Origin of the sequence: Shewanella oncorhynchi (assembly GCF_012584455.1) — a bacterium.
Lineage (GTDB): Bacteria > Pseudomonadota > Gammaproteobacteria > Enterobacterales > Shewanellaceae > Shewanella > Shewanella oncorhynchi.
This window is the reverse complement of sequence record NZ_JABAEB010000002.1, coordinates 452,557-478,297: the sequence shown is the minus strand read 5'-3', so window position 1 is coordinate 478,297 and position 25,741 is coordinate 452,557. Positions and strand designations below refer to the sequence as shown.

Here is a 25,741-nt window from a genome sequence, read left to right as displayed (position 1 = left end):
GATGAAACTCGATCCTACTAGCCCAAGTTTAAATATTATGCTCGCTAACCCGCGCGGTTTTTGTGCGGGTGTTGATCGTGCTATCAGTATTGTTGAACGGGCGTTGGAATTATTTTCGCCTCCTATCTATGTTCGCCATGAAGTCGTGCATAACCGCTATGTCGTGCAGAATCTGAAGGATCGCGGTGCGGTTTTTGTCGAAGAGTTAGATCAAGTGCCGGATAACAACATTGTTATCTTCAGTGCCCATGGTGTATCTCAAGCGGTGAGAGAAGAGGCTAAGGCGAGAGGGCTGAGAGTCTTTGATGCGACGTGTCCCTTAGTGACTAAAGTACATCTTCAGGTGACGCGTGCCAGCCGCAAAGGTATTGAGTGCATCCTGATTGGCCATGAAGGGCACCCTGAAGTCGAGGGTACTATGGGACAATACGATAATCCTAATGGTGGAGTTTATCTGATTGAATCGCCTGCGGATGTTGAAGCTTTGGAAGTGCGCGATCCCAATAATCTCTGCTTCGTGACACAAACTACTTTGTCTGTAGATGATACTTTGGACATTATTGTTGCGTTACAGAAAAGGTTTCCCTCTATAGAAGGTCCGCGAAAAGACGATATTTGTTATGCAACGCAGAATCGTCAAGATGCGGTACGCAATTTATCTGCGGACGTTGATTTATTGATTGTTGTTGGCTCAAAGAACAGCTCTAACTCTAATCGTTTACGCGAGCTAGCATTGAAAACAGGAACTCAGTCTTATCTAGTGGATACTGCAGATGATGTTGAGTCTAGTTGGTTTGATAATGTTACACGTGTAGCCGTCACCGCAGGAGCTTCAGCCCCCGAGGTTTTAGTCCAACAAGTGGTTCAAGCAATCGCTAAACTTGCTCCTAGTGTTGTGACTGAAGTTGAAGGGCGTAAAGAAGACACTGTTTTTGCTGTGCCAGCCGAATTACGTTAAATCTGCGTACTGTTTAATCGACAATAACAAAGAGGCTATAAGCCTCTTTTTTATTGTCTTAAATTCATTCAAAGCATAATGATGTCAATGCTTATGTGCTAATGTTACTGGCTACTTACATTTTACTCATCTATTATTAACTGTTGGTAATTTTTATCGTAATACTAAGATTTTAAAAGGTAAATAGCTGAAAAGCTTGTCAAAAATATGTCTAAAATCGAAAGGTTGACACAAAGGGAATTTCAACGGGGCTTCTCATTAATTGAAGTGCTTGTTGCGTTAGTGATCTTAGTCATTGGCTTAATTGGTATTTTTAATCTGCATATTGTTGCAAAGCGTGGCAGCTTTGAATCCTTTCAGCAAACTCAAGCCTCCTATTATGCAAACGACATAATTAATCGAATGAAGCTGAATAGAGCGCAGCTGGGTAATTACGCTGGTGAGTATACTGGCTCTCTTAATAAACCAGGCAATGTTTGTGACGTTGCTGTTGGCGCAGTGAGTATATGTACTCCAGAAGAGACTGAAGCTTGGGATCTTTACCAGTGGGAACAGAGTTTTATGGGGGCTGCTGAAGTTATGGATAGCCAGAATGTTGGTGGGTTAGACTCTCCAACAGCATGCATTAATGTAGATGGTTCAACTGTAACGGTCGCAATTGCGTGGAGAGGGATCCGAGAGGGCGCGGGTACAAGTTATTCTGGGAGTGAATGTGGAGAAGATATTGGTACGCGTAGGCGGCTTTTTATTCTTTCGACAATGATTATTTAGGTTAACTATGTATGGATAATTTAAAAAACTGTGAGAAAGGGATGTCGCTGGTTGAGCTAATGGTCTCTATGGTCATTGGCTTATTTCTCACTCTTGGGCTTTTTGGCATGTTTAGTATGTCTTCTTCCAATGTGATCACAACGAGCCAGTTTAACCAATTGCAAGAAAATGGACGAATTGCTTTGTCACTAATGGAAAGAGACATTAGTCAGTTAGGTTTTATGGGGGACATAACGGGAACTGATTTTGTACTTGGAACCAATATGACCTTGAGGGATGGTGTTGCAAATGATTGTATTGGTGCAGGCGTAAATAACGGTACTTTACCTAATGCTGAACCTGCACACTTTAGGCGTCTATGGGGATATGAAGAGGGCGAGAGTGGGGATACATTAAGTTGCTTATCAGGTGTGAATCAGAATACGGATGTCATTCAAATTAAAAGATTAGTTGGCCCACCAGTGACTAATCCCAATGGCGAGCGTTTTTATATGGCTGCAACTTCGAGTGAAGCTGTGATGTTTAAAGGCGGTAATCCTCCCAATCCAGTACTCGAAAATGCTCGTTTTTGGGAATATCAGCATCATATTTATTTTATTAAAAATGATGGTTCTGTACCTGTTCTACGCCGAAAAACATTAACCAAGAATAATGGCATGAATAACGAAGAGCAGTTAGTTGAAGGCATTGAGAATATGCGTATTCTTTATGGTTTTGATAGTAATGGAGACGATACCGCCGATAGTTTTATGCCAGCAGAAAATGTAACCACATTAATGTGGGACAACGAATTATTTCAAAGACTTGTTGCCTTAAGGGTTTTCTTGTTGGTTCGCGCTATTGATGAAGATAAAAGTTACACCAATGAAACTACTTACACTCTGGGCGATAAGGAAATTAAAAATTTGAATGATCATTATCGACGCAAGATAGTTTCGACGACTATGGTGCTTGCAAATCCAGTGTTAATTAGAAATTAGAAGGTTGGTAAGATGAAAAAGCAAAAAGGAATTGTATTATTTTTTGCACTTATCATATTGTTGCTTATGACTATTATTGGTGTCGCTTTGGCTGTTAATTCGACCCAATCTATGCGTATGTCTGGAGCAGGATCAGAACGTATAGAGGCTAAGTCTGTTGCTGATGGTGGCTTAGAGGCGGCAATCGAAGCCAATAAAGGTGCTAGCTTAGCCAAACTATCTGAGATTTCATCTGTGGTTGAATTTGGTTCTAACCAAACGTTAACGCCAATTCCTTATGAAGTTGATGCTGCAGGTAATGTTGTCATTAGTGCAAAAGATGTTGGATGCCAGCGGAGTACAAGGCCAAATAGTGGTAATTTAATCAGCTGTCGGCGTGTTGAGATTAGTAGTACAGCAGAATTTGGTAGAGATAAACTGGGCCAACTCACTGTTGTCGCAGGTGTGGAGCAAGAAGTTTTAACTGGGAGTTAGATATGATTATTAAAAAGCTGGCTTGTTCTATACTACTTGCGCTGACTTTTGTGTCGGCTTTCTCCTTTAGTGACGATACTGAGTTATATGTAAAAGAATCAACAACTCGAACGGGCGCAAGACCTAAAGTGCTCGTTATATTTGATAACTCAGGAAGTATGTCGACTGAAGAAATTACTCAGGTTGTAGATTATGACCCTAACTATGACTACCCAGCCGTAAGTGGTTCTGGGTATAGTGATACTCTTATTTATTATGCTGTTGGCGGTGGAGGATTACCCACCCCTGATACTAGCTCTGATAAGCGTAATTTTAAAGCTAGTTTAAATGGATGTAGTCAAAGCAAAGCTGCATTAGCAGAGTTTGGTCGTTTTACTGGGTATATAAGAGAGTTCACATCAAGTGGTACTACTGGTGTTTGGAAAGAACTACCTGAAACAAACGGTACAGCAATAAAAGTAATTGATTGTTGGGAAGATATTTCTCAAATAAATCCGAGTAATTCATCATCATATCCTAATGGATTTCCTGCTAACGGGGTAACAACGGGGTCAGGTAGTAAAAAGAAAGCGTATCCATATTTTACTTCCTCACTACCAGGAACAACTTGGAGCAATGCTTTAGCCGCAGCCAATAATACTGACTTTGGTGTTGGACAACCTATTACTTTGTACACTGATAATTACCTAAGATGGTACGGATTATCTAAAGCGGGAAAATTACCAACGGTAAAAGTTTCAAGACTAGAAATTGCGAAGAAAGCGATTTCTAATATTATTAGTTCAACTCCAACAGTGGATTTTGGACTTGCTGTATTTAATTATAATTATCCAAATGAAGGTAATCGAGACGGTGGTCGAATTGTATCTGGCATTACTCAGATGACGGATAGTACGCGTGCGAGTTTATTAACTACTATTGATAATTTGCTGGCAAAAACAAATACACCACTATGTGAGACTATGTATGAAGCTTACCGTTATTTTGCCGGTAAGGGCGTTAAATATGGTCATAGTGATACAGATTATGGCTCTTATGTTGGAAATAAACCACCGTATGACAGCTTAGTGGAGAAGAGTGGTAACTACGCAAGTCCATTTAAAGTATGTACGGATATTGCTTATGTTATCTATGTCACTGATGGCTCTCCAACAGTTGATAAAAATGCGAATAATGACGTTATTAGTTTAACTGCCACAGGAAGTAAAGAAGGAGATTACTCTTCATTTTCTAAAAATCTAGATACAGCAAGCTATTTGCCCGCATTAGCTAGTTATATGTTTAATAACGACTTAATTAACAAGTTGGACAGTTCAAATACTGAACAAATGCAGAATGTTCGTACTTATACTATTGGTTTTAGTAAAGGTGCAGAAGATGCCGCACCTTTACTTGCTGAGACGGCTAAAAGAGGTGGTGGTTTATATTTTGCTGCTCAAAACAGTCTTGAACTACAGAATGCACTTAATGATGCGTTATCAAATATTTTGAATATTGATTCAAGTTTTACATCTCCAAGTATTGCTAGTAATAATTTTGATAGGACTCAGACATTTGATGCCGCTTATTACGCTATGTTTCTCCCAGGCAAAGGACCTCGTTGGAGCGGTAATTTAAAAAAATTAAAAGTAACCGCAGATGGAACATTGGTTGATAGTAAAGGGAATGCAGCTATAGCAGATAACGGCAATATTAAAGATGGTGCCTGTACTATATGGTCGGATTGTGTTGCGCAAAAGGATGGAAATAAAGTTGAAGTCGGCGGAGTCGCGGCACAAATCAGAAAGCAAGAAGTTAGGAATATTGTAAGTAACTTAAATGGGTCCTCCAGTTTAACGCCTTTAACACTTGCTAATGCACAAACTGCAGCAGGCGGTGATGCTGCGCTAGCTAGCTATATGAGAACTAGCGTAGATGAGCTTGCTAATACGTTAAATTGGCTTAATGGGATAGATGTCGACGACGATAATAAAGATGGTAGTACGACAGATAAACGTAATGATGTTATGGGTGATCCTCTTCATTCTAAGCCACTTGCACTCAATTTCGGCACAAAAAGCGCGACTGATATTCGTATCATGCTTGGCACTAATCAAGGTGTTGTGCATATGTTTAAAGATGCGGGCGAATCTGTATCAGAGACTTGGGGCTTTATTCCCTATGAGTTATTGCCTAATTTAACAGAACTGAGAAGTAATGATCCTTCAGGTGTACACACAGTATACGGAATGGATTCATCTCCAGTTGCTTACACAGAAACTGATGCTGAGGGTAAAGTGATTAAAGCATGGGTCTATATGGGGATGCGTCGAGGTGGCTCGTCTTATTATGCCCTCAATGTGACAAACCCTGATAGCCCTTCTCTAATGTGGACTATTAATCCATCAACGGATGGTTTTTCTGATCTTGGACAAACATGGTCTGAGCCTATAGTGACGAAAATCGTTGGTTATGAAAAGCCTGTACTCATTTTTGGTGGTGGCTACGATGTTAGTTTTGATGCAACTCCTTCATCTTCTCCGGTAGGTCGTGCGGTTTATATTGTCGATGCAGAGAAGGGAACTTTGATTCATTCATTTGGTGGCTCTGCATCGGGTGCAACAGCACTTTCGGGAATTCAGGATAGCATTCCAAACTCAGTCGCCGTACTTGATAGTAATAATGATGGGTATACAGATAGGATTTATGCCTCCGATGTCGGTGCAAATGTCTGGCGTATTGATCTTCCAAGTGCAAGTAAGTCGAGTTGGAGTGCATTTAAATTTGCTTCTTTAGGTGGTACTGATAGTAATAATCGCCGTTTTTATGCAGAACCTGTTGTAGCACAAACGATGTTTACTAATTTATCCGAAGTTAAGGTGACAACAGAGAGTGGTACTACTACGACTAAAACTTATCAAAATGTTCCCTATGATGCGGTGGTGATTGGAAGTGGAACGCGACCCCACCCATCATCTACTGATATCAATGATATGTTTTTTACATTGCAAGATCGTAATGTGGTGACTAAGAGTTTTACTGGCGGTGATGTTCCCGAGGCGATCACAATCAATGATCTCTATGATGTGACTTCTACTGCACCTGCGTCTGAAGCCGACAACATAAGTTTCGGTAAAAAACTCGGCTGGTTCTATGATTTTAGTGGTCTAGGTGAAAAGAGTTTAACAGCTGCCTTGATTGTCCAAGGCAAAGTTTATTTCACTTCTTATTCTCCCCCTGCTGACTCGGTTGCCGATAACGTGTGTTTAGTGTCTGGTTCTGGCAAGTTATATCCGTTCGATTTGCACAAAGGAACGAGATCCTTTTCTCAATTATATTATGAACTGGGTGAACGTGTACCGGATACACCGCAGATTGTTATTCCTGCACCTGAATCCGGTAAAGATCCCTATATCTATATTATTGGAGTTGGTAAAGGTGAGAAAAATGAAAATGGGGATTATACAGGTACAATCAACGTTGCTTCTGGGTTAGGTGTTAATAAAATTTATTATCATATAAATGAATGAGTTATTAATTTATGAAGGTTCAACTTAAAGGTTTTACCCTGATAGAGGTGATGATCGCCGTCGTGATCATTGGTATTTTGGCATCGATTGCATACCCTTCTTATACGCAATACATTGCTCAGAGTGCAAGATCAGAAGGGTTAGCTGCTTTGATGCGTATAGCAAACTTGCAGGAACAGTATTATCTCGATAATAAAAAATATGCTACTGATTTAACAAAACTTGTAGGGGCAAACCCTTATATCACTGAGCATAAACATTACTCTGTATCATCAAGTGGTGAATCAAGCTTTACGATTAAGGCAGTTGCTCAAGGGGTTCAGGCTAGCCGTGATGCCTCGTGCTCTTCTTTAACAATATCAGATACTGGGGCAAAAGGTCCGAGTGCGGAGTGTTGGAAATGAAATTAATAAACCTCTTTATAACGGTGGCTTTCTTACCAAGCTTAGTTTGGGCTGACTCTGGAGCAACAGTCAGCGAACAAGACTTCAAATGCTACATTACATCAAAGAAAAGTGCTGAGATTGCCTTCTATCATTGGAAGAGTAGTGAAATGAATGTGAGAATGGCTAGCCTTGTTGGTACTACTCGCCAATCAAATGATGGATCGAAATATTACATCTATAGTGTTGAGGAGTGTGTCGCATTAAACGCTGAATTTACTAATACTAAGGCACAAGTTTTGGATAAGTTAACACCTAGATAAACATCAGCATGTATTTTTAAATGTTAACAACGAACGATTTAAGGATAATATTATTTTAGGGTAGTGAACGGTAGATTTAGTCTCCCATAGTTTATGTGCAGCTTTTCCCATCTGCGCCCTCTTTTATTAAACCTGAAGTGCTAATGTTGATGCTTTTAGAATTGTCACTTTGCCCATTTGAACAATAGATAATTGATGTTTCAACTGAGACTAAACCATCGGGTGTAAAATCAATTTTTTTATCGGCGGGCCCTGATAGGGAAATTACATCGTGTGTATTGAAACTATCGATCACTTTCAATACATTCTTGGCACCTCCATTGTCAATATATACACTGAACCCCTTATTCCAGTCTGTGCCGCATGGTGATGCCGCGTATGGGCAGACTGTTACTGTTGCGCCATAGTTGACAGCTTGGTTTCTTGCAAAAGCAAACACATCACTAATTTTTCGTATTTCATTAGCGCTGCGTGTCCCTTCGTATAGCGACGTAAGTGATGGAACCCCTATGGCTAGTAGGATTGCTGCTACGGCAATTGTGACCATCAGTTCGACTAAGGTAAATCCTCTTGAAATAATTAACATGTAGCTATCCTCGTTAAAACTTAGCTAAGTATATGCGAGGAGACTCTAATGGTCAGTATCTATTCTATATTTTCAATATACCCAATAAATTGATTTTCTTGCTTTTATATAATTAAATTTAAATAGGGAGTATATATTTAAATTTAATCGCAATTGATATTTTTTGCGGTAGAAAGGCGAACTCTACCCGCCTGATTAACAACGATTGCACGGGAGTTTTTACTATCAGTTGTTCGTGGGCAATACTTGAAAGTACCATTACTTCCAGAAGCTAACCCATCAGGTTGAAATTTTATCGAACTTTTATTGTATGTTAAAAAATCTTTCGAATCGAATTCATCAATGACCTTAATAATTTTATCGTTAGCATCGAAGCTTTCGACTACACCTGTATCAATGAAAATTGTTAATCCCTTTTGCCAATCTTGAGTGCATTTTCCATTTACGAGTGGGCATGCTGTGACCCTATAACCATAACTAACAGCTGTATTTCGCGCAAATTGAAGTGTCTGCTGGATAGTTTTAATATTGGTATCAGCTCTTATCTGATCGCTGAGCTCGGTCAAGGAAGGAGCTCCAACTGTTAACAAGATTGTTGAAATCGATATCGTAGTGATAAGTTCTATCAGGCTAAAGCCTTTTCGATGGAAGTTCATAACAGATCCTTGTTATTTTACGCTTGCATCCCGCGAGCGAGTTAGTGCTGGTTAGAATGTAAGTATAAAATCTGAGGCAATATTCATAGTACTTTTTTTAGACTTTTATGTGCTAAAAGCGATTTTATAGAAACTGTGTTTTATGAGTAAAGCACTACATTCACTTCAATATTGACGTAACCCCGTGTAAGCTAGTGTTATTCTGTTTGTTTATGTTATTGCAAGGGATGAGGAATTTTTAATGAAAAAAGTTGAAGCCATTATTAAGCCATTTAAGTTAGATGATGTGCGCGAATCACTTGCAGAAATTGGTATCACTGGGATGACGGTACTGGAGGTTAAGGGTTTTGGTCGTCAGAAAGGGCATACAGAGCTGTATCGTGGTGCCGAATATATGGTGGATTTTTTGCCAAAAGTAAAAATAGAGTTAGTGATCCAAGACGATCTGCTCGACCAAGCAATTGATGTCATTGTTGAAACGGCCCGTACTGGCAAAATTGGTGATGGCAAAATTTTTGTCACAGATGTTGAACGTGTTATCCGTATTCGAACGGGTGAAGAAAACGAAGAAGCGGTATAAACTGCTTACGAACGATTCTAAAGGGCCTAGTTGCCCTTTTTTGTTGCCTAAGCATATGGAAAAACTAAATAGTACTGCTGGGTTTCTGAAATATCTTTAATGGAAAATCGCCTGTTTTACTCAACTAATGTAGTTATCTCTTATCTGTAACATGGTATAACTTAGCCTCGCAAATGAGTTTTATGAGGTTGTCATTTTGGCTACAAAAAGAATAGTGATCGTGGGTGGTGGTGCTGCTGGTTTAGCGCTTGCATCGAAGTTGGGCCGTAAATGGGGCGGTAGTGATGTCGTCGATGTGTGCTTAATTGATAAAAGTCCTATTCATATATGGAAGCCTAAATTACACGAAGTCGCTGTTGGTGTGATAGATCAATCTATTGAAGGTTTACTCTATCGCGATCATGGACTTAAAAACGGTTATCGCTATATTCGTGGTGAGATAGAGCAGTGTGAGCCGGATGCTAAATCGATTCAGTTAGCCGCAGTCTATAATGATGAAGGCGAGTTGCTCTTAGAGCAGCGACAAATCGATTATGATTTTTTAGTGCTTGCATTGGGTGGAGTTTCTAATAGTTTCAATACATTAGGTGCTGATGAGCATTGTATTTTCTTAGACAGTCTTGAAAATGCCAATTTATTTCATCATAAATTACTCGACGCTTTACTCCAATTAAATGAAACGCAAGAAAGAGTCAGCATTGGTATTGTCGGTGCGGGTGCGACAGGTGTTGAATTGGCAGCAGAGCTTCATCATGTCATTGAGTCTGTTAAAGAGTACGGTTATCTGAACATCGCGAAGCATCATCTTGATGTGCATTTGATTGAAGCGTCACCCAAAATCCTTCCTCAATTACCAGAGCGTGTAAGCGCTAGGGCTCAAGCTGTTCTTGATCAGATTGGTATACGTTTACATATCGGTGTTCAAGTTAAAGAAGTGACTCGTGATGGTTTCATTACCCAAGATGGCGATGTTATTAAAGCAGGCTTAAAAGTATGGGCTGCCGGTGTCAAAGGGCCAAAAGCATTTCAGCATTTTGCAAAACTGCCCATTACTCCGCGAAATCAGGTAGAAGTTGATGATTGTATGCGAGTGAAAGGTCATCAAGATATCTACGCCCTTGGCGATTGCGCTCTATTGATCCAAAGTTCTGGCCAGCCTGTTCCACCAAGGGCGCAAGCAGCAGCTCAGATGGCTGATACCTTGTTTGATAATATCGTTAATCGATTACAAGGTAAGCCTGAAAAGGCCTTTATTTATAAAGATTATGGCTCATTAGTGTCTTTAAGCCGCTTCTCTGCGGTAGGCAATTTAATGGGGAACCTACGCTCTGGCACTTTCTTTGTTGAAGGCCATATAGCAAGATTGATGTATATCTCTTTGTATCAGAGGCATTTAGCCAGCCTTTATGGTTGGTTTTCGGCAATTGTGTATCGAGTGGCACAAAAGTTATTGAAGTGGCAGCGTCCAAAGCTCAAATTACATTGATTTCTATGTGATTTAGGAGATAGAAAGAGAGCAAATATGCTCTCTTTTTTATTGTTTAGGAATTGCCGACGAGTCACGAATGATAGGTTCAGGAGTAAAGGTTCTAGAATATATGGCATCTTGCTCGCGACGTTTTGCTATTAATAATTCAGTAGCAACCTGAGCTATTTCTGCGTTTGGCTGATGTACTGTGGTAAGTTTAGGCCAGGTTTGACGTGAGAATGGGCTATCTTCGAAACCGACAATTGATAAATCAACGGGTATGTCTAAACCCGCTAAACGAGCCGCAAAAAGTGCACCAGCGGCAATTTCATCGTTACAAGCAACAATCGCCGTAGGGCGATTTTTTAGTTTGATGAGCTTGTTAGCACCATCAACACCGGACTCAAATGAGTACTTCCCTTCAATTATGTAGTTTTCATTCAGCTTTAGGTTGTTTATTGTTAATGCCTGTTTAAAACCAAGTAATCGCTCTTTGGTGGATTCATGGTGTAAATCTCCGCTTAAAAAAGCGATATGCTTGTGACCTAAATCAATCAGATGCTGGGTGATTTGTACTGCACCGAATTTATCGTTGACTAAAATAGTCAACCCATTCTGATCGTTGTCCTTTTCTCCCGCAATAATGCGCACATAGTTAGCATCAATTTCAGTGAGTGCTTTGAGTACTTTAGGATCTTCTGACAAGGGCGGTGTCAGTACTAATCCAGCGAGCCTAGAATATTTGACTAGTGCTGTAAGCTCATCACATATGGTCTCTGATTTGGCATTGCAAGGGTGGATGACAAGTTCATAGCCCTTGTCTTTACAGGCTGACAAAATCCCATTTTGCATATCAATAATATAGTAAGCGTTTGGATTATCGTAAATAAAACCAATAGCATAGGATTTAGTTCCTGCTAGATTTCTTGCTGCTAAATTAGGTTGGTAGTTAAGTGCTTTTATCGCCTCGTTCACTTTGTCAACGGTGGCCTGCTTCACTGAAGGTTCGTTATTGGTTACACGGGATACTGTCTTGATAGACACTCCAGCATATTTAGCTACGTCGTTGATAGTGACTTTCATTGATGTAAAAACTCTTTGTCTAAGGTCGCGAGGGGTTTAACTGTTCTATGAACGTAAATTCTTTACCAGCAATTTACAAGCTTACATTTTTTATCAGTTTTTTCTGACTTATACATCTTATAGTGCGAGCTTTTGATGTGCTTAGCAATCCTGAATTGTTACAAATTGGCGTTAATTTATCATTGTTACAATTATGCTTGGAGTTGTAAATTTACGTCATAATATTAAAGCTCATGTTTTATAATGATTTTTAATAAAAATACTGATTCAACATTCTGCTTTATGACATTTTTTTGCTTCCATCGTTATTTTGTTGTGGCAAGGCTGTTAATTATTGTGTAATGTTTGCACCAGACATGACAGCGTTGTCATTCCTCGGGGAATGGTTATGAATACTAAAACGATAATAAAGTTATGGAAGGGAAACGAGATGCGACCATCAACCTTTAAGAAAACTGTACTAGCTACAAATATTGCTATCCTACTTGGCAGTGCTGTATCCATCAGCGCTGTTGCTGCAGACGCCGTGGCAACCACCGCAGCACCTGATAATATTGAAAAAATTGAAGTTCGCGGTATTCGCGCTTCCCAGCAAGCTAACTTAAATGCTAAACGCTTCTCAGACAGTACTGTGGATGCGATTACTGCTGAAGACATTGGTAAATTTCCGGATAAAAACGTTGCAGAATCTCTGCAACGTATTCCTGGTGTCACGATCCAGCGTCAATTTGGTGAAGGCGCGGGTGTTTCAATTCGTGGTGCGGGTCAAGATCTGACTTTGACGACTCTGAATGGACAAAACGTAGCTTCAACAGGTTGGTTTGTTCTTGAGCCAGCAAAACGTTCATTTAACTATGAATTATTACCATCTGAATTAGTTGGTAACTTAGAGGTCTATAAATCATCTCAAGCGGACTTAGCTGAAGGTGGTGTGGGTGGTACTGTTGTAGTTAATACCCGTAAGCCATTGGATATGGATTCAATGACTTTCTTTGCTTCTGCTGAAGCTCAATATCAAAGCGATTCGGGTGAAACAGATCCACAATTTTCAGGCTTAGGTAGCTGGAAGAATGATGATGAAACTTTTGGTGTATTAGTTTCTGGCGTTATGCAAAATCGTAGCTTGCAGCGTCAAGGCGATGAAGCTTTTTGGGAATGGGGTGCTGGCCCTGTCGCATTTGAACAAGAGCGCGAACGTTCAGCTATTGCTGCAACATTTCAGTATGCCCCGTCTGATTCATTAAACTTTGTGTTTAACGCGATGGACATGCAAATGGCCGCGGACAACACCAACTACGCATTATGGTTTACGCAAGCTGACACTTCATGGTCAGGTGCTCCTGGTTCTGGTGCTTGGGATAACACGGAATGGATTGGTGGCTGCGGTTTATGTGGTGGTGATAAGCCAGATGCATCACAGTCAGGTTCTCAAGTTGCAGGCCCTGTTAACTTAGCATATTGGCAAGCTCGTCCTCGTGAAGCGACAATGAAGTCTCAAGTTTTCGACTTGAAGATGGAATATAGCGGTGATGGATATCAGTTTACGACTCAAATCGGTGATACAAGTTCTACTGGTGGTACCGATTTTGAAATGGTTGTTGAAGATGGTCTGGGTGGTACAGCATTAAATGGTGCGACTTACGACTTTACCAATGGTCATCAAACTTGGGATTTAAATGGTTTTGATACAGCTACTTATGATCCTGGTTCGCTTGCAATGGGTACTGGCAGTAACTTTAATAAAACACCAAAAACAGATGATGAAACTTATATTCAAGCAGATATTAAGTTTGATGTAGATCTAGGTGTGGTTAATGCCATTAAAACGGGTCTGAAATATGCGAAGCATAATACAACTAGTCGACGTTTTGACTTTGTACAAGCCGATGACTTTAATCCTGTCATATCAACAGCAGGCTTAAATACTGGTACTTTTGCTGTAGGTACGAGTGAATACGATATTATTCGTTTTGATCCAGATGCACTAAAAGATTGGGCTAAATCGAGCATCATCGGTGAGACTGAAGATTTTGGTTCATACCGTGAAATTGATGAAGATAACTATGCTGCTTATGTGATGGCTAACTTTGCATCAGAAGGTGTACGCGGTAACTTTGGTGTGCGTTATGCGGGTACTGAAGCGACCTCAACGTACTATGTTGATGGTAAGAAAGCCGATGCTTCAGCTAATTATGGGGAATGGTTACCAAGCTTAAACGTAGCATTCGACTTAGCACCTGATCTCATATTGCGCGCATCAGCGGCTCGAGTTATGGCTCGTCCACAGTATGATGACATGTATGTTAACCCTAACGTTTTAGGTGCAAATGATGATGTGCCTAATAACCAAAAATGGGTTGTTGGTAATATCGGGTTAAAACCATTTATTGCTAATCAAATAGACTTAGGCATTGAATGGTATTTCAATGAAGAGTCATTACTTTCTGCGGCTTTGTTTATGAAGGATGTTAAAAACTTCGTAACCTTTAGTGAGTACCATGCAGATAGCGCCGATATCCCATTTACTGGCACGTTAAAACCTGATGAAGTTGCTGGTGGTTGGACTGTGCAAGAGAAAGCCAATGGCGAATCGGCGACAATCCAAGGTTTAGAGCTGCAATATCAACAAGACTTTGGGAACGGCTTCGGCTCAATTGTTAACTACACTTATACTGATAGTGAAACTAGCCCAAATACATATACAGATCGCAACCCGTTCTTAAGCGATAGTTCAAAGCACTCATATAACTTAACTGGTTATTTTGAAAACGATTTGTTCCAAGTTCGTTTAGCATATAACTGGCGTAGTGAATATATGATCCGTGAAACTGGTTCATACGGTAATCGTTTACACGATGCATTTGGTAGCTTGGACTTGAGTGCAATTTGGCATGTTACTGATTATATGGATATTAAACTTGATGGTAATAACCTGTTAGAAGAAGGTTCACGTCAGTTTGGTAACAATCAGTTCCAATCTAATCTAAGTGGTTTTACAGATGGCTTCCCTGTATTTGAATACAACATGGCCCGCCGAATTACATTAGGCGCTAGCGTACGATTTTAATCTCGATTTAACTCATGTATAAATGAAAAAGGGAGCTTGCTCCCTTTTTTTATATCTCAATAATATTCAATCAGAAGAAGCCCTCAAGGAGCTCATATGACTAATTCAATCACCCCACTTGACTCAGCAAAACATGCGCACCTGAAAGTGACTCCTACCACTTATGAACATGTTGCTGCGCAACACTTACTACCCATTTCAATTTATGAGTTTGCTTTTGCTGCTGTAGATGCTCCTGTTGTTTTTGTTAAAAATAGTGAAACAGGAGAATATCAGTCCGTAATTATGCTTGGATTAAAACCTGGACAGAATTTGAAGCAAAAAGATGGTAAATGGTTAGGGCTGTATATTCCAAATATACTTAAAAACTATCCGTTTGGTTTAATGTTGAGTGCTGAACAGCAGGATAAAGTATGGGTGGGGATACGAGAAGAAAGCGCTCATGTGAGCACTGATAAGGGAAATGCATTGTTTGAAGGTGGAGAGGAAACTGCGTTTTTAAGATTGCGTAAAGACAGTATTATAAAAAACTTCGAACAAGAGCAAATGAGTAAGGCAATTATTGCATTTTTTGCTCAAAAAGAATTATTTTCTCCCCAAAGTCTTACCGTTGACATCAAAGGCGAAAAACGCAGCATAAATGGTATCTATTTCATCGACGAAGCTAAGTTAAATCAACTCAGCTCAGATGAGTTCTTAGATATCAAGCAACGAGGCCTTTTAGCTCCAATTTACAGCCATTTGAACTCATTACATCAAATTAATCGCCTAGCGAAAGAAGAAATCGAGTTGAGCGTTTAAGTAATCAGCAGGCATAGGTCATGACTTCAATAAAAGAAATAAAGAGTGTCGTCATTGTTGGTGGCGGAACTGCAGGTTGGATTTCTGCCTGCCATTTAGCTAAAAAGTTGAATGCTAGAACACCTAAAATACAAGTTATGTTAGTTGAGTCCCCGAACATTCCTACTATAGGCGTTGGTGAAGGGACAGTGCCTATGTTACGCGAAACATTAAAGTATTTGGGTATTCGAGAAGATGAGTTTATTCGTTGCTGTGATGTAACATTTAAGCAGAGTGTTAAATTCATTGATTGGAATAAACCCAATTCAGGGGAGTACTATCACCATTTATTTGATTATCCCTACTTTAAAGATTTCACTTCAACTTGGCTCAATAAATCTCTTTCAGATAGAGGCCGCTACGCTGATCTTGTGTCAGTTCAAGGTCATTTGATTGATGCGGGATTTGGTCCTAAAGCGATGACACTGCCTCAATATCGAGGGGCTATGCATTACGCGTATCATCTCGATGCAGCAAAGTTTACCAAGATGTTGACCAAATTTGGTGTTGAACAGTTAGGCGTTAAACATCTACTTGCAGAAGTTATTGATACAAAAATAGACGCTCAGGGAAATATCTTAGAGTTACATACTGATAACGCTGGTATATTGACTGCGGACTTGTATGTTGATTGTACTGGATTTAGTGCTCAACTCATTGGCAGCGCATGTAACGTTCCCTTCGTTGATAAGAGTGACATTTTGTTTGTCGACTCAGCATTAGTTGTGCAGCTTCCTTATGAAGATAAATATACGCCTATCCCTTGTTTCACTAAATCAACAGCACAAGAGGCTGGCTGGATATGGGATATCGGTTTGTCTGAACGTCGTGGTGTTGGTTATGTGTATTCCAGTCAATATTCATCAATAGAGCAAGCTGAGAGTGTATTGCGGGAATATCTTGGTAAAGCAACAGAACACGTCTCGTTTCGATACATACCGATGAAGGTGGGGTATAGAGAGAAATCGTGGCAAGGTAACTGTGTGGCGATTGGTTTGTCGAGTGGTTTTGTTGAACCTCTAGAAGCGACTGGTCTGCTTATGTTTGATGCGACAGCCAGAATGTTAGCCGAATGTTTTCCTGCTAATACTGACGTTATGCCACTTGTGGCTAATCGTTATAATCAGCGCGTATCGAATGCTTGGAATCGGGTGATTGATTTTATCAAACTTCATTATGTCATAGCTAAACGAATGGATACGCCATTTTGGGTTGATAATAAAAATGAAATAAGTATTCCAGACACATTAAAAGAACATTTAGAATTGTGGCGCTATCACATACCGACTGCCTATGACTTTACTTCTACGCTAGAATTTTTCAATTTAGAAAATTATTTATATGTACTCTATGGCTCAGACTTTGAGTCAAAATTAGAGAGGAAATTAAATGATGAAGAGAAAAGGCTTTTCACGGTAATGACCGAGAAATTAGGCAAGCAGGTTACATTACTCAAATCGCAATTATTACCCCATAGAGAGTTAATTGAACGTATTAAGTTGTATGGCATCCAACTTAATTAATGGTTGAATTAAATGGTAAGTAGAGCAAGATTTTTAATCTTGCTCTTTATGATTTTAAATATTTTTAATTTTCGCTAAGAATTCTTGATGTGATAAAGATTGCTCTTTTGCTCTAAACTGTTGTGTTTTTAAGTTGTCGAGTATTCTTGATATTTCATTTTTTGGACAAGGTATATGGATTTCAGGAATATGCTGCATACCATAAAGTACGTAGCGATAATTCTCATCTGTAAAAACTGAACTATATCCATTAGCAAGATCGACATACTCACAAACTTTGTCTTTCCATAGTGTCATTTTTTGTTCTAGAGCAGGGATGAATACTGAGCTTTGTGCTGCTTTTTGCCAGAATTCATTATCATCTCTATCAGTTAAACAGTAATGAAGTACGATAAATTGTCTAAGATCGGTATACAATCCGTTCATTGCGATATTATATGACGTCCTTATCGCTTGGGAGGGATTAGATGAAGTTAAATGCGTCGCTAGCAATCTTGCTCCTAAGTTTATAAGATGCAAGCCTGTCGATTCTAAGGGTTCAATAAATCCACCTGCGAGCCCCATTGCAATACAATTTCCAACCCAAAATTCACGTCTACAACCTATCTTCATATCTAAGTGAACAGTTCTTATGATCTCTTGTTCATCGCCAAGATAAGCTTTTAATTCAGCCTCAGCTTGCTCCCTCGTTAGACTACGTCCATCGTAGACATAACCCGTTCCTTGACGATTCGTTAGGTCAATTTCCCAAGCCCAACCATGACTAAGCGCTGTTGCTGTCGTATAGGCTCTAGGTAGCTGGTGAGGCAGATATTCCCGCTGCATTGCAACGGCTTTATTGCAAGGTAATTCGGTTTCGAATGATTGCCAGTTATCATTCTTTAGGCTTTGAATTAAAAGCCCTTTAAAGCCTGTACAGTCTATAAATATGTCACTCTTGAATGAGCCTTGATCAGTTACAACCTCTATGATGTTGCCATCATTAACCAGAACGTCCGTTACATTTGCTTCAACATGATCTACCCCTGCTTGGGTGGCTTTGCGCTTTAAAAAGGCCGCCATAAGTGTCGCGTCTAAGTGGTAACCATAGGGGACAATACCTTGATATTGATTCAAGTATTGCGTTTTAGGACTTAAGTTATTTTGCATTAAGCTAAATGAAAGACTTGTTGCTTCAGCAAAGGGAGTGATGTTTGATTCATTAATCTGATTATTTAAAATCCAAGCACTTGCATTATCAATTTTCCCAGATGGTTTTTGTTGCTCAAATGGATGGAAATATTCATGCATTTTACCATCGACTGGTTTCATCCAGTTACGAAATAATATGCCAGTCTTTAATGTTGCGTTTGTTTCTCTAAGTAGTTCATTTTCATCTAATCCCATAGCTGCAAAGAAGAATCGTAGACTATGAACGGTAGCTTCACCAACGCCAATAATACCAATTTCTTTACTTTCGATAAGTCTAATATCAATGATATTAGACGAATGGTTATATAACTTACTCAAGTAGAGAGCCGTCATCCAGCCTGTGCTACCGCCACCGACAATCGTGATACTTTTTAGCGGAGAATTATTCATCTTAATGTTTCCTATTAACTCGCCAACATGACGCTACCCGTCAAAATGATCCAAATGGAGAAAAAGAGTTTTAATACTTTTACTGGGAGAAAGAGCGCTAATTTACGAGCGAGTAATCCTCCGATAATGGCGCCAGGGCCTGCGAATAACACTAGCTCAAAGAGGGCATGGCTATTTGTTGAAAAAATATGGATAGGGCTTGCTGACCAGACTGTAATCGCAGAAACAACAACGCCAGTGGCGACCGCCATTTTGGCGCATAGTCCCCTTAGCATGAGATAAATGACGACTAATTCACCGACGCCTACCGATAACCAAGCTGTGATAATACCGCCGAAATAGCCAATGAGAGCGAGCCAAAGAAAATCGACCGGCATTATAGAGCGAGTGATTTGTGTGCTACTTTTGCTACTGATAATGATGGCGATACCAAGCACTATCGAGAAAATGCTAAAGCTGGTGTGTAGCGAAGAGGGCGAATTGAGTTGTAGTAATTGGCTACTCCAGAAACCTAAGACAGAAAAGAAGGCGGTAAGTAATGATGCTTTTACAAAACCAGACCATGCATCATCTTCTCGGTGGTGCTTTTTATAATGCAGTGACCATGAAATTGCGCCTGCTGTCATGCCAAAGCATTGGATCATAAATGAAGTCGCAACACTTTGAGACTCACTAAAGTTGAGGCTCGAAAATACCGGAATAAAGATGACTCCACCGCCAGCTCCTGTCGAGTTTGCAAATATCGCTCCTGTGATTCCTAGAAAAACGAAGCGTCCATATTCTTGGATAAGATCAAATAGCGAATGAAAATGGCTCGCCCAAAATAACCAAGCTCCACAGAGTAGTAATATCAAACTGAGATTTAGGTAATATCGATTTAAGCGCGGAGCAGGCTGGGTATTATTGGGCACAAGTGTGTTAATGGGATTCATCAATAGCTACCGTGATCTTTGTCATGTTATCGCTATGTTATCAATGAAAGACAGCGTTGTCACATAAGCTTGAATAAATAAAATAAACATTTTAAGTATTTGAATAATTTGCATTAATTATGTCTATTCATAAAAAATAACAATAATTGTCAAAAAAATGTAGAAATCCTGTTCTTTCTTGTGTACTTTAATAATGACAGCGCTGTCATCTGCTTGTGTGACGCGTTGTTTGTAAGGTCTGCATGAGAGGATGAGGTCTCCTTATCATGTGTTTGGCAGGAGTATTGCTGTCGGGCGGCGATACGTTTGTCTTTGATATTTTGATAGTCTCTCCCCAGAAACTAGCGTGGGCTGGGTACTGTAAGCAGTGCCCAGCCATTTTTTTAGGATGTTTTTACGGTATTACTCAACTGCCTACCTCAGCACTTGAACGTTAGCGGCATAGATAAATAAAACTCACTGGTATAAACCAGATAATAAAAGAGGCTGCAATTTATGGCGATTCATTTAACGGCTGCGATGCGTGTCATTGCAATTGGCATGTCGAGTGTCATTGGCCATGTCGCACTCATCATGACAAGAAGAACGGTTTGCATCCCCCTGTTTATAATAGCATTAGCGTTTTTTTCGGCATTTTCCTCTTTTGCTGTATTTGCTGCCGACACAGCCACAAATAATTTAGCTTCAAATTCTGATGTGTCTAAATCGTCTGCACAGGTTTCAAAAACAATCACCACCGCGATACAGCAGGAATGGTTGCTAAAGTTACTTGATGAAGCACTGCGGCGCTCGGATTCGGGTTATCAAGCGCAAGAAATGTCGACTCAAATGAATCAAAAGCGCAAGGTTGAAGAAGCACTCGCTGGGACTGTCGACGTGTTTTGGAGCATGACCTCAAAAGAATTGGAAGAAACAGTGCTTCCCGTGCGCATTCCATTGTTTAAAGGGTTACTCGGTAATCGGCTGCTGATTATCCGTAAATCGGATGAGGCACGATTTGCTAATGTGAAAACCATGGCGGATTTTAGGCAGTTAAAGGCGGGGCAAAATCGTTATTGGCCCGATGCCACGATTTTAGAAGCCAATGGATTACCCGTCGTCACTAGCTATCAGTACACCAATTTATACCCCATGTTAGAAGGCGGGCGTTTCGATTATCTTGCCCTCGGCGCCCAGGAAATTGGCGAAGAACTCGCAAATCACCCCGATCCCGCACTTAAGGTCGATAGCCATATCCTGCTGCAATATCGCTCGCCAGCTTATTTCTTTGTTTCCCCTAAGCGCCCCGAACTTGCTGCGGCCATTTTAGCCGGGCTTGAAAGTATGGTAAGCGACGGCTCTTTTGATGAGATGTTTAATCGCGAGCTTAAAATTGAGCAGCTGTACCGTGAGGCTAAGTTTGAACAAAGGGTGATTATCCGTCTTGATACACCTGATTTAAGTCCATTAACACCAATAGAACGCACAGAATTATGGTTAGATCTTTTTAGTATGCAAGGTGCAAAATAATGAAAACATTAGCCTTAAAAGTACAGATTGGATTAGCGGCAGCGATTTTTATGATTGTTAGCGTTCTGTTCGGTGCATCTTACTGGTTGGCGAGCGATAAATTGGCCGCCAGTGAAACTGAGTTCGAAGAAAATACCGTCGCCAATTTGCAAGTCACTATGGCGCAGCCCATCTTCACCTACGACTATGAGCAGATCCGTGCAGTGCTATCTGTGATGCTTAAATCTGCGCAAATTTATCATATTGTCGTGAGTGACCATCGCGGTAAAGTGTTAGCCGAGAGTCAACAGGCTCAAACAGTGGCCGATGAGTATCTAGTGAAACGTGAAATTCAATTTGCTGATCAAGGTAACCCAACGGGCCAATTGGCTATTCAGTTTTCTATGTTGCCTATTCGCGCTCAGTTGTCAGATTTACTCTTAGGTTATTTCTTGCAGGCGTTGTTAATTCTCGGTGGCAGTTTATTTGTTATCTTCATTATTCTTAAACGTTTAGTGATTAATCCACTTGGGAATGTGGTCCGTGCTATGGAAGAAATTGCCAGCGGTGACGGCGATTTATGCCACAGATTACCCGTTGAGAGTCAGGATGAGATTGGTCAGCTTGCCAAGGCATTTAATGGTTTTGTTGAGCAAATTCACGGCACGATTTCCAGAGTGCACGAAACCTCAGGGCAATTACTGGGTGATGCCAAAGCGCTGGGGTCACTGTCGCAAACCAATAATGATCGCGTGCAAACCCAATTAAAAGAAACCGAGGCGGCAGTGACGGCTGTAACTCAGCTGAGCGCCAGTGCCAATGAAGTCGCCATTAATGCGAAACGCACCGCGGACGCGGCGAGTCAGGCCGATAAAGCGGTCGATGACAGTCAGCGTCAGTTCGATTCGGGATTAGACATTACTCGTAAACTGGCATCTGAATTAGCTCGCTCGGCATTGTTCGTTTCACAGTTACAGCAAGAAACGCAAAAGATTGATGAAGTCGTTGTAGTCATCAACAGTATTGCTGAACAGACCAACTTACTGGCGCTTAATGCTGCGATTGAAGCGGCGAGGGCGGGTGAACAAGGGCGCGGTTTTGCTGTGGTTGCCGACGAAGTGCGTACGCTGGCGAGCCGAACCCAACAGGCAACTGGTGAGATCCAGAAGATGATCCAGCAGGTCCAGAGCCGAGTGGCCGAAACAGTCACTGTGATGAAAGCGAGCCAAGCCCTCTCAACTCAGGGCGTTAACCGCTCGGAAGAAATTAAGTTAGTACTCACTAAAGTGACTGATTTAGTCTCAAATATCAGTAATATGAACATCGAAGTTTCCCATGCGGCACAGGAGCAAACCTGCGTCACCGAAGCGATTTCTCGTACGTTAAATGATCTTGCCAATGTCTCAGGTTCAGCCTCACTCGATAGCGAGCACTTAGCGCACTCGAGCGAGCGACTGTTTCACCAAGGGGAAAGACTGCGGACGTTAGTAACTTCCTTCAGATTGTAGCCATTTCTGGAGCTAGATAAGGATAATCATGAATAAAACACTTTCAGCAAGCGCCATTTTACTGGCTTTAGGATTAGCGGCTTGTTCCGAGGCGCCTGTGACGCCTTCCGCAGCGTCAGCCGATAAGGCTGTAGCTCAAACACAGCAAGCTCAGGACGCATTAACTCAAGCGCAGTTACAACAACTCGGGGATTCGTTAGTCGTAACTTATCGTGTTGTGACCAATGTGCCAGACGATAAGTGCTTAAAAGATAAAGCCGATGGTCGCTGTTTTGTCGCTCAAATTGATTTCGTGCCCGGTATGGATTTAGCCAGCCAAGATTGGGAAATTTATTTAAGCCAAATGCGCCCAGTGCAATCGGTTGAAAGCGGTGAATTGACGATAACGCACGTTAAAGGCGATTTACATCGTATTACGCCAACGGCTGCTTTTAAGGGATTTGTTAAAGGCGAGAAAAAGCAACTGACGTTCCGTGGTGAGCCGTGGCAATTGGCTGAAACCGACGCTATGCCAAACTATTACCTCGCAGCAAAAGGATTAGAACCCGTCATTATCGCCAGCACTCAAGTGGGTAAAGATGCCGAAACGGGTTTAGAGACGCGTCCGTATGTTGAAGGGTTTACGAATTTTAAAACCCAATATCAACGCACTGAAACGGATAAACTCGCGCCAGCCGATGCCGCGCAATTATTTAAAGCCAATCAAAGCGTGAGTGAAGATGCCGCCTTGGCTGTGGATACCATTATCCCAACGCCACAAAAGGTGAAGATCCATTCAACTGATACACCAGTATCCCTTGCTGGTGGTATTAAGCTCGAATATCAGCAAGATAACCCAGAGCAAAAGAGTCAAGTTGCGGCAGCGGTGGCACGTTTAGCTCGCCTGGGTGTGGCTGAATCTGCGAGTGGCATTATCGTGAAATTTGCCAGCCAAAAAGGGGATGAGGGTCGTTATCGCTTAGATATTCAGCCAACTGAAATTGTGATCGCTGCCAATGATTCGGCGGGCTTCTCTTACGGTTTGTCATCATTAGCAAGCCTTGTGGATGTGAATTCGCTGAAAGTGAATGCCATGACCATTGAAGACAGCCCACGTTATCCGTTCCGTGGTATGCATATTGATGTGGCACGTAATTTCCACAGCAAACAATTGTTGCTGGATTTGCTCGACCAAATGGCGGCTTATAAGCTCAATAAACTGCATTTACACATGGCTGACGATGAAGGTTGGCGTTTAGAAATCGATGGTCTGCCTGAATTAACCGACATTGGCAGTAAACGTTGCCATGATTTAGATGAAAATTCCTGCTTATTACCGCAGTTAGGCAGTGGACCGTTTGGCGATACTAGTGTCAATGGCTATTACACTAAACAAGATTATATCGACATAGTGAAATATGCTGAGGCGCGTCAAATTCAAGTGATCCCATCAATGGATATGCCGGGTCATAGCCGCGCCGCGATTAAAGCGATGGATGCGCGTTTTCGTCGATTACAGGCTGAAGACGTAGAGCTTCAAAACACGGGCAAAGTGCAGGTTGTCCCTGTGCAGGAAACGGCAAATCAAGCCAGCACAGCGGTAAAAGCGTTAGATGCGGGCGATCGTCAATTGCAAGCTGAAGGGCAAACCACTGCAGCTGAGCAATATTTGTTATCCGATGCAAACGACAAAACGGTTTATTCTTCAGTGCAATATTACGACGACAATACGCTTAACGTGTGCATGGAATCGACCTATCAGTTTGTCGATAAAGTGATTGATGAAATAGCCAAGTTACACCAAGCCGCGGGTCAACCATTGACGCGTTACCACATTGGTGCCGATGAAACGGCGGGAGCTTGGAAACAATCACCCCAATGTTTAGGATTTGTCGCCAATAACGATAAAGGTGTTAAGTCGATAGATGACTTAGGCGCTTATTTTATTGAACGAATTTCGACTATGTTAGCGGCAAAAGGCATTGAAGCAGCAGGATGGAGCGATGGTATGAGCCATGTTCGCCCTGATAAAATGCCCGCTAAGGTGCAGTCTAATATTTGGGATGTGATTGCCCACAAAGGTCATTCGCGCGCCAATCAGCAGGCGAATCTCGGCTGGGAAACCGTACTTTCTAATCCTGAGGTATTGTACTTTGACTTCCCCTATGAGGCCGATCCTAAAGAGCATGGCTATTACTGGGCGAGCCGCGCGACCAATAGCCATAAAGTCTTTAGCTTTATGCCTGATAATTTAGCCGCTAACGCCGAGCAATGGACCGATATTGAAAATCAGCCATTCGAAGCGGATGACAGAATAAAACTTGATGAGGCGGGTAACAAAGTCTCGGGTCCAAGGGAGAAAGGCAAACCCTTTACTGGCTTGCAAGGGCAGGTTTGGAGTGAGTCGATTCGCAGTGACGATACGATTGAATACATGGTGTTTCCGCGTTTGTTGATGCTGGCTGAGCGTGCTTGGCATCAAGCTGCGTGGGAAGTGCCTTATCAGTATCAAGGCGCTGTGTATAACCAAAGCTCTGGGGCTTTTACCTTAGCCATGCGTGATGCACAGGCAAAGGAGTGGCAACAACTTTCGAATACCTTGGGCCATAAAGAGTTTATCAAGCTAGATAAAGCGGGGATTGATTATCGCGTACCGACGGTTGGCGCCGAGATCCGTGACGGTAAACTGTTTGCTAATATCGCCTATCCCGGCCTTAAACTCGAATACCGTAGCCTCAATGGCCAATGGCAAGCTTATCAAGCGGGATTGGCGGTCACTGCACCGATTGAGATCCGTGCCATTGCGGCCGATGGTATTCGTAAAGGCCGAAGTTTAATCGTTAACTAAATCGTTTTTATATCTGGCTGTATTTTAAAGATAAAATACAGCCTTTTTGTTTTTCTGTGTCAGTGATTGCCTAAATTTGATTTTAGATCATAAATCACTTAAAAAAGTAAATGACAACGCTGTCATTTTTACTGTAACATTGAGTTAACTAAAGTTGAGCGCTGTATTAACGGCAAATAATAAGCAACGGTAGCGCTGCATTGA

The 25,741-nt window shown here is 41.3% G+C and carries 20 protein-coding genes; 15 read left to right on the top strand and 5 right to left on the bottom strand.

Annotation, left to right across the window (positions count from 1 at the left end):
- The first annotated feature begins 1 nt into the window (after window position 1).
- The 7 genes from ispH to HGO26_RS04290 all read left to right on the top strand — a co-directional run bounded on the left by ispH (window position 2) and on the right by HGO26_RS04290 (window position 7,398).
- Complete coding sequence (gene ispH / locus HGO26_RS04320) at window positions 2-958, top strand: 4-hydroxy-3-methylbut-2-enyl diphosphate reductase (RefSeq protein WP_168823535.1); 957 nt, start codon at window positions 2-4, stop codon at window positions 956-958.
- A 183-nt stretch (window positions 959-1,141) separates the two neighbouring features.
- Window positions 1,142-1,729 (top strand): type IV pilus modification protein PilV, encoded by a 588-nt coding sequence (gene pilV, locus HGO26_RS04315; RefSeq protein WP_168823590.1) that lies wholly within the window; start codon window positions 1,142-1,144, stop codon window positions 1,727-1,729.
- Between the two features lie 11 nt (window positions 1,730-1,740).
- Window positions 1,741-2,709, top strand: coding sequence for a PilW family protein (locus tag HGO26_RS04310; RefSeq protein WP_028760918.1), 969 nt, complete (start codon window positions 1,741-1,743; stop codon window positions 2,707-2,709).
- A 12-nt stretch (window positions 2,710-2,721) separates the two neighbouring features.
- Window positions 2,722-3,183, top strand: coding sequence for a PilX N-terminal domain-containing pilus assembly protein (locus HGO26_RS04305; protein ID WP_105249936.1), 462 nt, complete (start codon window positions 2,722-2,724; stop codon window positions 3,181-3,183).
- Between the two features lie 2 nt (window positions 3,184-3,185).
- Window positions 3,186-6,692: a pilus assembly protein gene (locus tag HGO26_RS04300; protein WP_168823533.1), complete on the top strand. Its 3,507-nt coding sequence runs from the start codon at window positions 3,186-3,188 to the stop codon at window positions 6,690-6,692.
- Window positions 6,693-6,703: 11 nt separating this feature from the next.
- Window positions 6,704-7,096, top strand: coding sequence for a type IV pilin protein (locus HGO26_RS04295; protein ID WP_028760915.1), 393 nt, complete (start codon window positions 6,704-6,706; stop codon window positions 7,094-7,096).
- Window positions 7,093-7,398 carry a TapY2 family type IVa secretion system protein gene (locus HGO26_RS04290; protein ID WP_113941310.1) on the top strand — a complete coding sequence of 102 codons (306 nt, stop codon included), beginning with the start codon at window positions 7,093-7,095 and terminating at the stop codon, window positions 7,396-7,398. The genes HGO26_RS04295 and HGO26_RS04290 overlap by 4 nt, the downstream gene beginning before the upstream one ends.
- Window positions 7,399-7,489: 91 nt before the next feature.
- Here the strand turns inward: HGO26_RS04290 and HGO26_RS04285 are convergent, their stop codons facing one another.
- Window positions 7,490-7,984 (bottom strand): GspH/FimT family pseudopilin, encoded by a 495-nt coding sequence (locus HGO26_RS04285; protein ID WP_028760913.1) that lies wholly within the window; start codon window positions 7,982-7,984, stop codon window positions 7,490-7,492.
- Window positions 7,985-8,127: 143 nt separating this feature from the next.
- Window positions 8,128-8,640 (bottom strand): GspH/FimT family pseudopilin, encoded by a 513-nt coding sequence (locus HGO26_RS04280; RefSeq protein WP_168823531.1) that lies wholly within the window; start codon window positions 8,638-8,640, stop codon window positions 8,128-8,130.
- Window positions 8,641-8,881: 241 nt separating this feature from the next.
- Here HGO26_RS04280 and glnB point away from each other — a divergent pair, with 241 nt between their 5' ends.
- Window positions 8,882-9,220 (top strand): nitrogen regulatory protein P-II, encoded by a 339-nt coding sequence (gene glnB / locus HGO26_RS04275; protein ID WP_028760911.1) that lies wholly within the window; start codon window positions 8,882-8,884, stop codon window positions 9,218-9,220.
- Between the two features lie 196 nt (window positions 9,221-9,416).
- A complete protein-coding gene (locus HGO26_RS04270) occupies window positions 9,417-10,706 on the top strand; it encodes an NAD(P)/FAD-dependent oxidoreductase (RefSeq protein WP_028760910.1) in 1,290 nt (429 codons plus the stop codon).
- 48 nt (window positions 10,707-10,754) lie between these two features.
- Here HGO26_RS04270 and HGO26_RS04265 read toward each other — a convergent pair whose 3' ends face one another.
- Window positions 10,755-11,771 carry a LacI family DNA-binding transcriptional regulator gene (locus tag HGO26_RS04265; protein ID WP_131525952.1) on the bottom strand — a complete coding sequence of 339 codons (1,017 nt, stop codon included), beginning with the start codon at window positions 11,769-11,771 and terminating at the stop codon, window positions 10,755-10,757.
- Window positions 11,772-12,159: 388 nt separating this feature from the next.
- Here HGO26_RS04265 and HGO26_RS04260 point away from each other — a divergent pair, with 388 nt between their 5' ends.
- From HGO26_RS04260 to HGO26_RS04250, 3 genes are all read left to right on the top strand, one after another.
- On the top strand, window positions 12,160-14,838 hold the full coding sequence (locus HGO26_RS04260) for a TonB-dependent receptor (RefSeq protein WP_168823529.1): 2,679 nt from the start codon (window positions 12,160-12,162) through the stop codon (window positions 14,836-14,838).
- Window positions 14,839-14,934: 96 nt separating this feature from the next.
- On the top strand, window positions 14,935-15,639 hold the full coding sequence (locus HGO26_RS04255; RefSeq protein ID WP_168823526.1) for a SapC family protein: 705 nt from the start codon (window positions 14,935-14,937) through the stop codon (window positions 15,637-15,639).
- 20 nt (window positions 15,640-15,659) lie between these two features.
- Window positions 15,660-17,201: a tryptophan halogenase family protein gene (locus HGO26_RS04250; protein WP_168823524.1), complete on the top strand. Its 1,542-nt coding sequence runs from the start codon at window positions 15,660-15,662 to the stop codon at window positions 17,199-17,201.
- A gap of 54 nt (window positions 17,202-17,255) precedes the next feature.
- On the opposite strand, the gene HGO26_RS04245 is transcribed toward HGO26_RS04250, so the two are convergent.
- Window positions 17,256-18,782, bottom strand: a complete 1,527-nt coding sequence (locus HGO26_RS04245) for a tryptophan halogenase family protein (protein WP_168823522.1) — start codon at window positions 18,780-18,782, stop codon at window positions 17,256-17,258.
- A gap of 14 nt (window positions 18,783-18,796) precedes the next feature.
- On the bottom strand, window positions 18,797-19,714 hold the full coding sequence (locus HGO26_RS04240) for a sulfite exporter TauE/SafE family protein (RefSeq protein ID WP_168823520.1): 918 nt from the start codon (window positions 19,712-19,714) through the stop codon (window positions 18,797-18,799).
- A 495-nt stretch (window positions 19,715-20,209) separates the two neighbouring features.
- Here HGO26_RS04240 and HGO26_RS04235 point away from each other — a divergent pair, with 495 nt between their 5' ends.
- The 3 genes from HGO26_RS04235 to HGO26_RS04225 are packed head-to-tail and all read left to right on the top strand — an operon-like array spanning window position 20,210 to window position 25,537.
- Window positions 20,210-21,223 carry a substrate-binding periplasmic protein gene (locus HGO26_RS04235; RefSeq protein ID WP_131525463.1) on the top strand — a complete coding sequence of 338 codons (1,014 nt, stop codon included), beginning with the start codon at window positions 20,210-20,212 and terminating at the stop codon, window positions 21,221-21,223.
- Window positions 21,223-22,710, top strand: coding sequence for a methyl-accepting chemotaxis protein (locus HGO26_RS04230; protein ID WP_168823518.1), 1,488 nt, complete (start codon window positions 21,223-21,225; stop codon window positions 22,708-22,710). Before HGO26_RS04235 ends, HGO26_RS04230 begins: the two co-directional genes overlap by 1 nt.
- A gap of 28 nt (window positions 22,711-22,738) precedes the next feature.
- Complete coding sequence (locus tag HGO26_RS04225; protein WP_168823517.1) at window positions 22,739-25,537, top strand: family 20 glycosylhydrolase; 2,799 nt, start codon at window positions 22,739-22,741, stop codon at window positions 25,535-25,537.
- Window positions 25,538-25,741 lie beyond the last annotated feature (204 nt).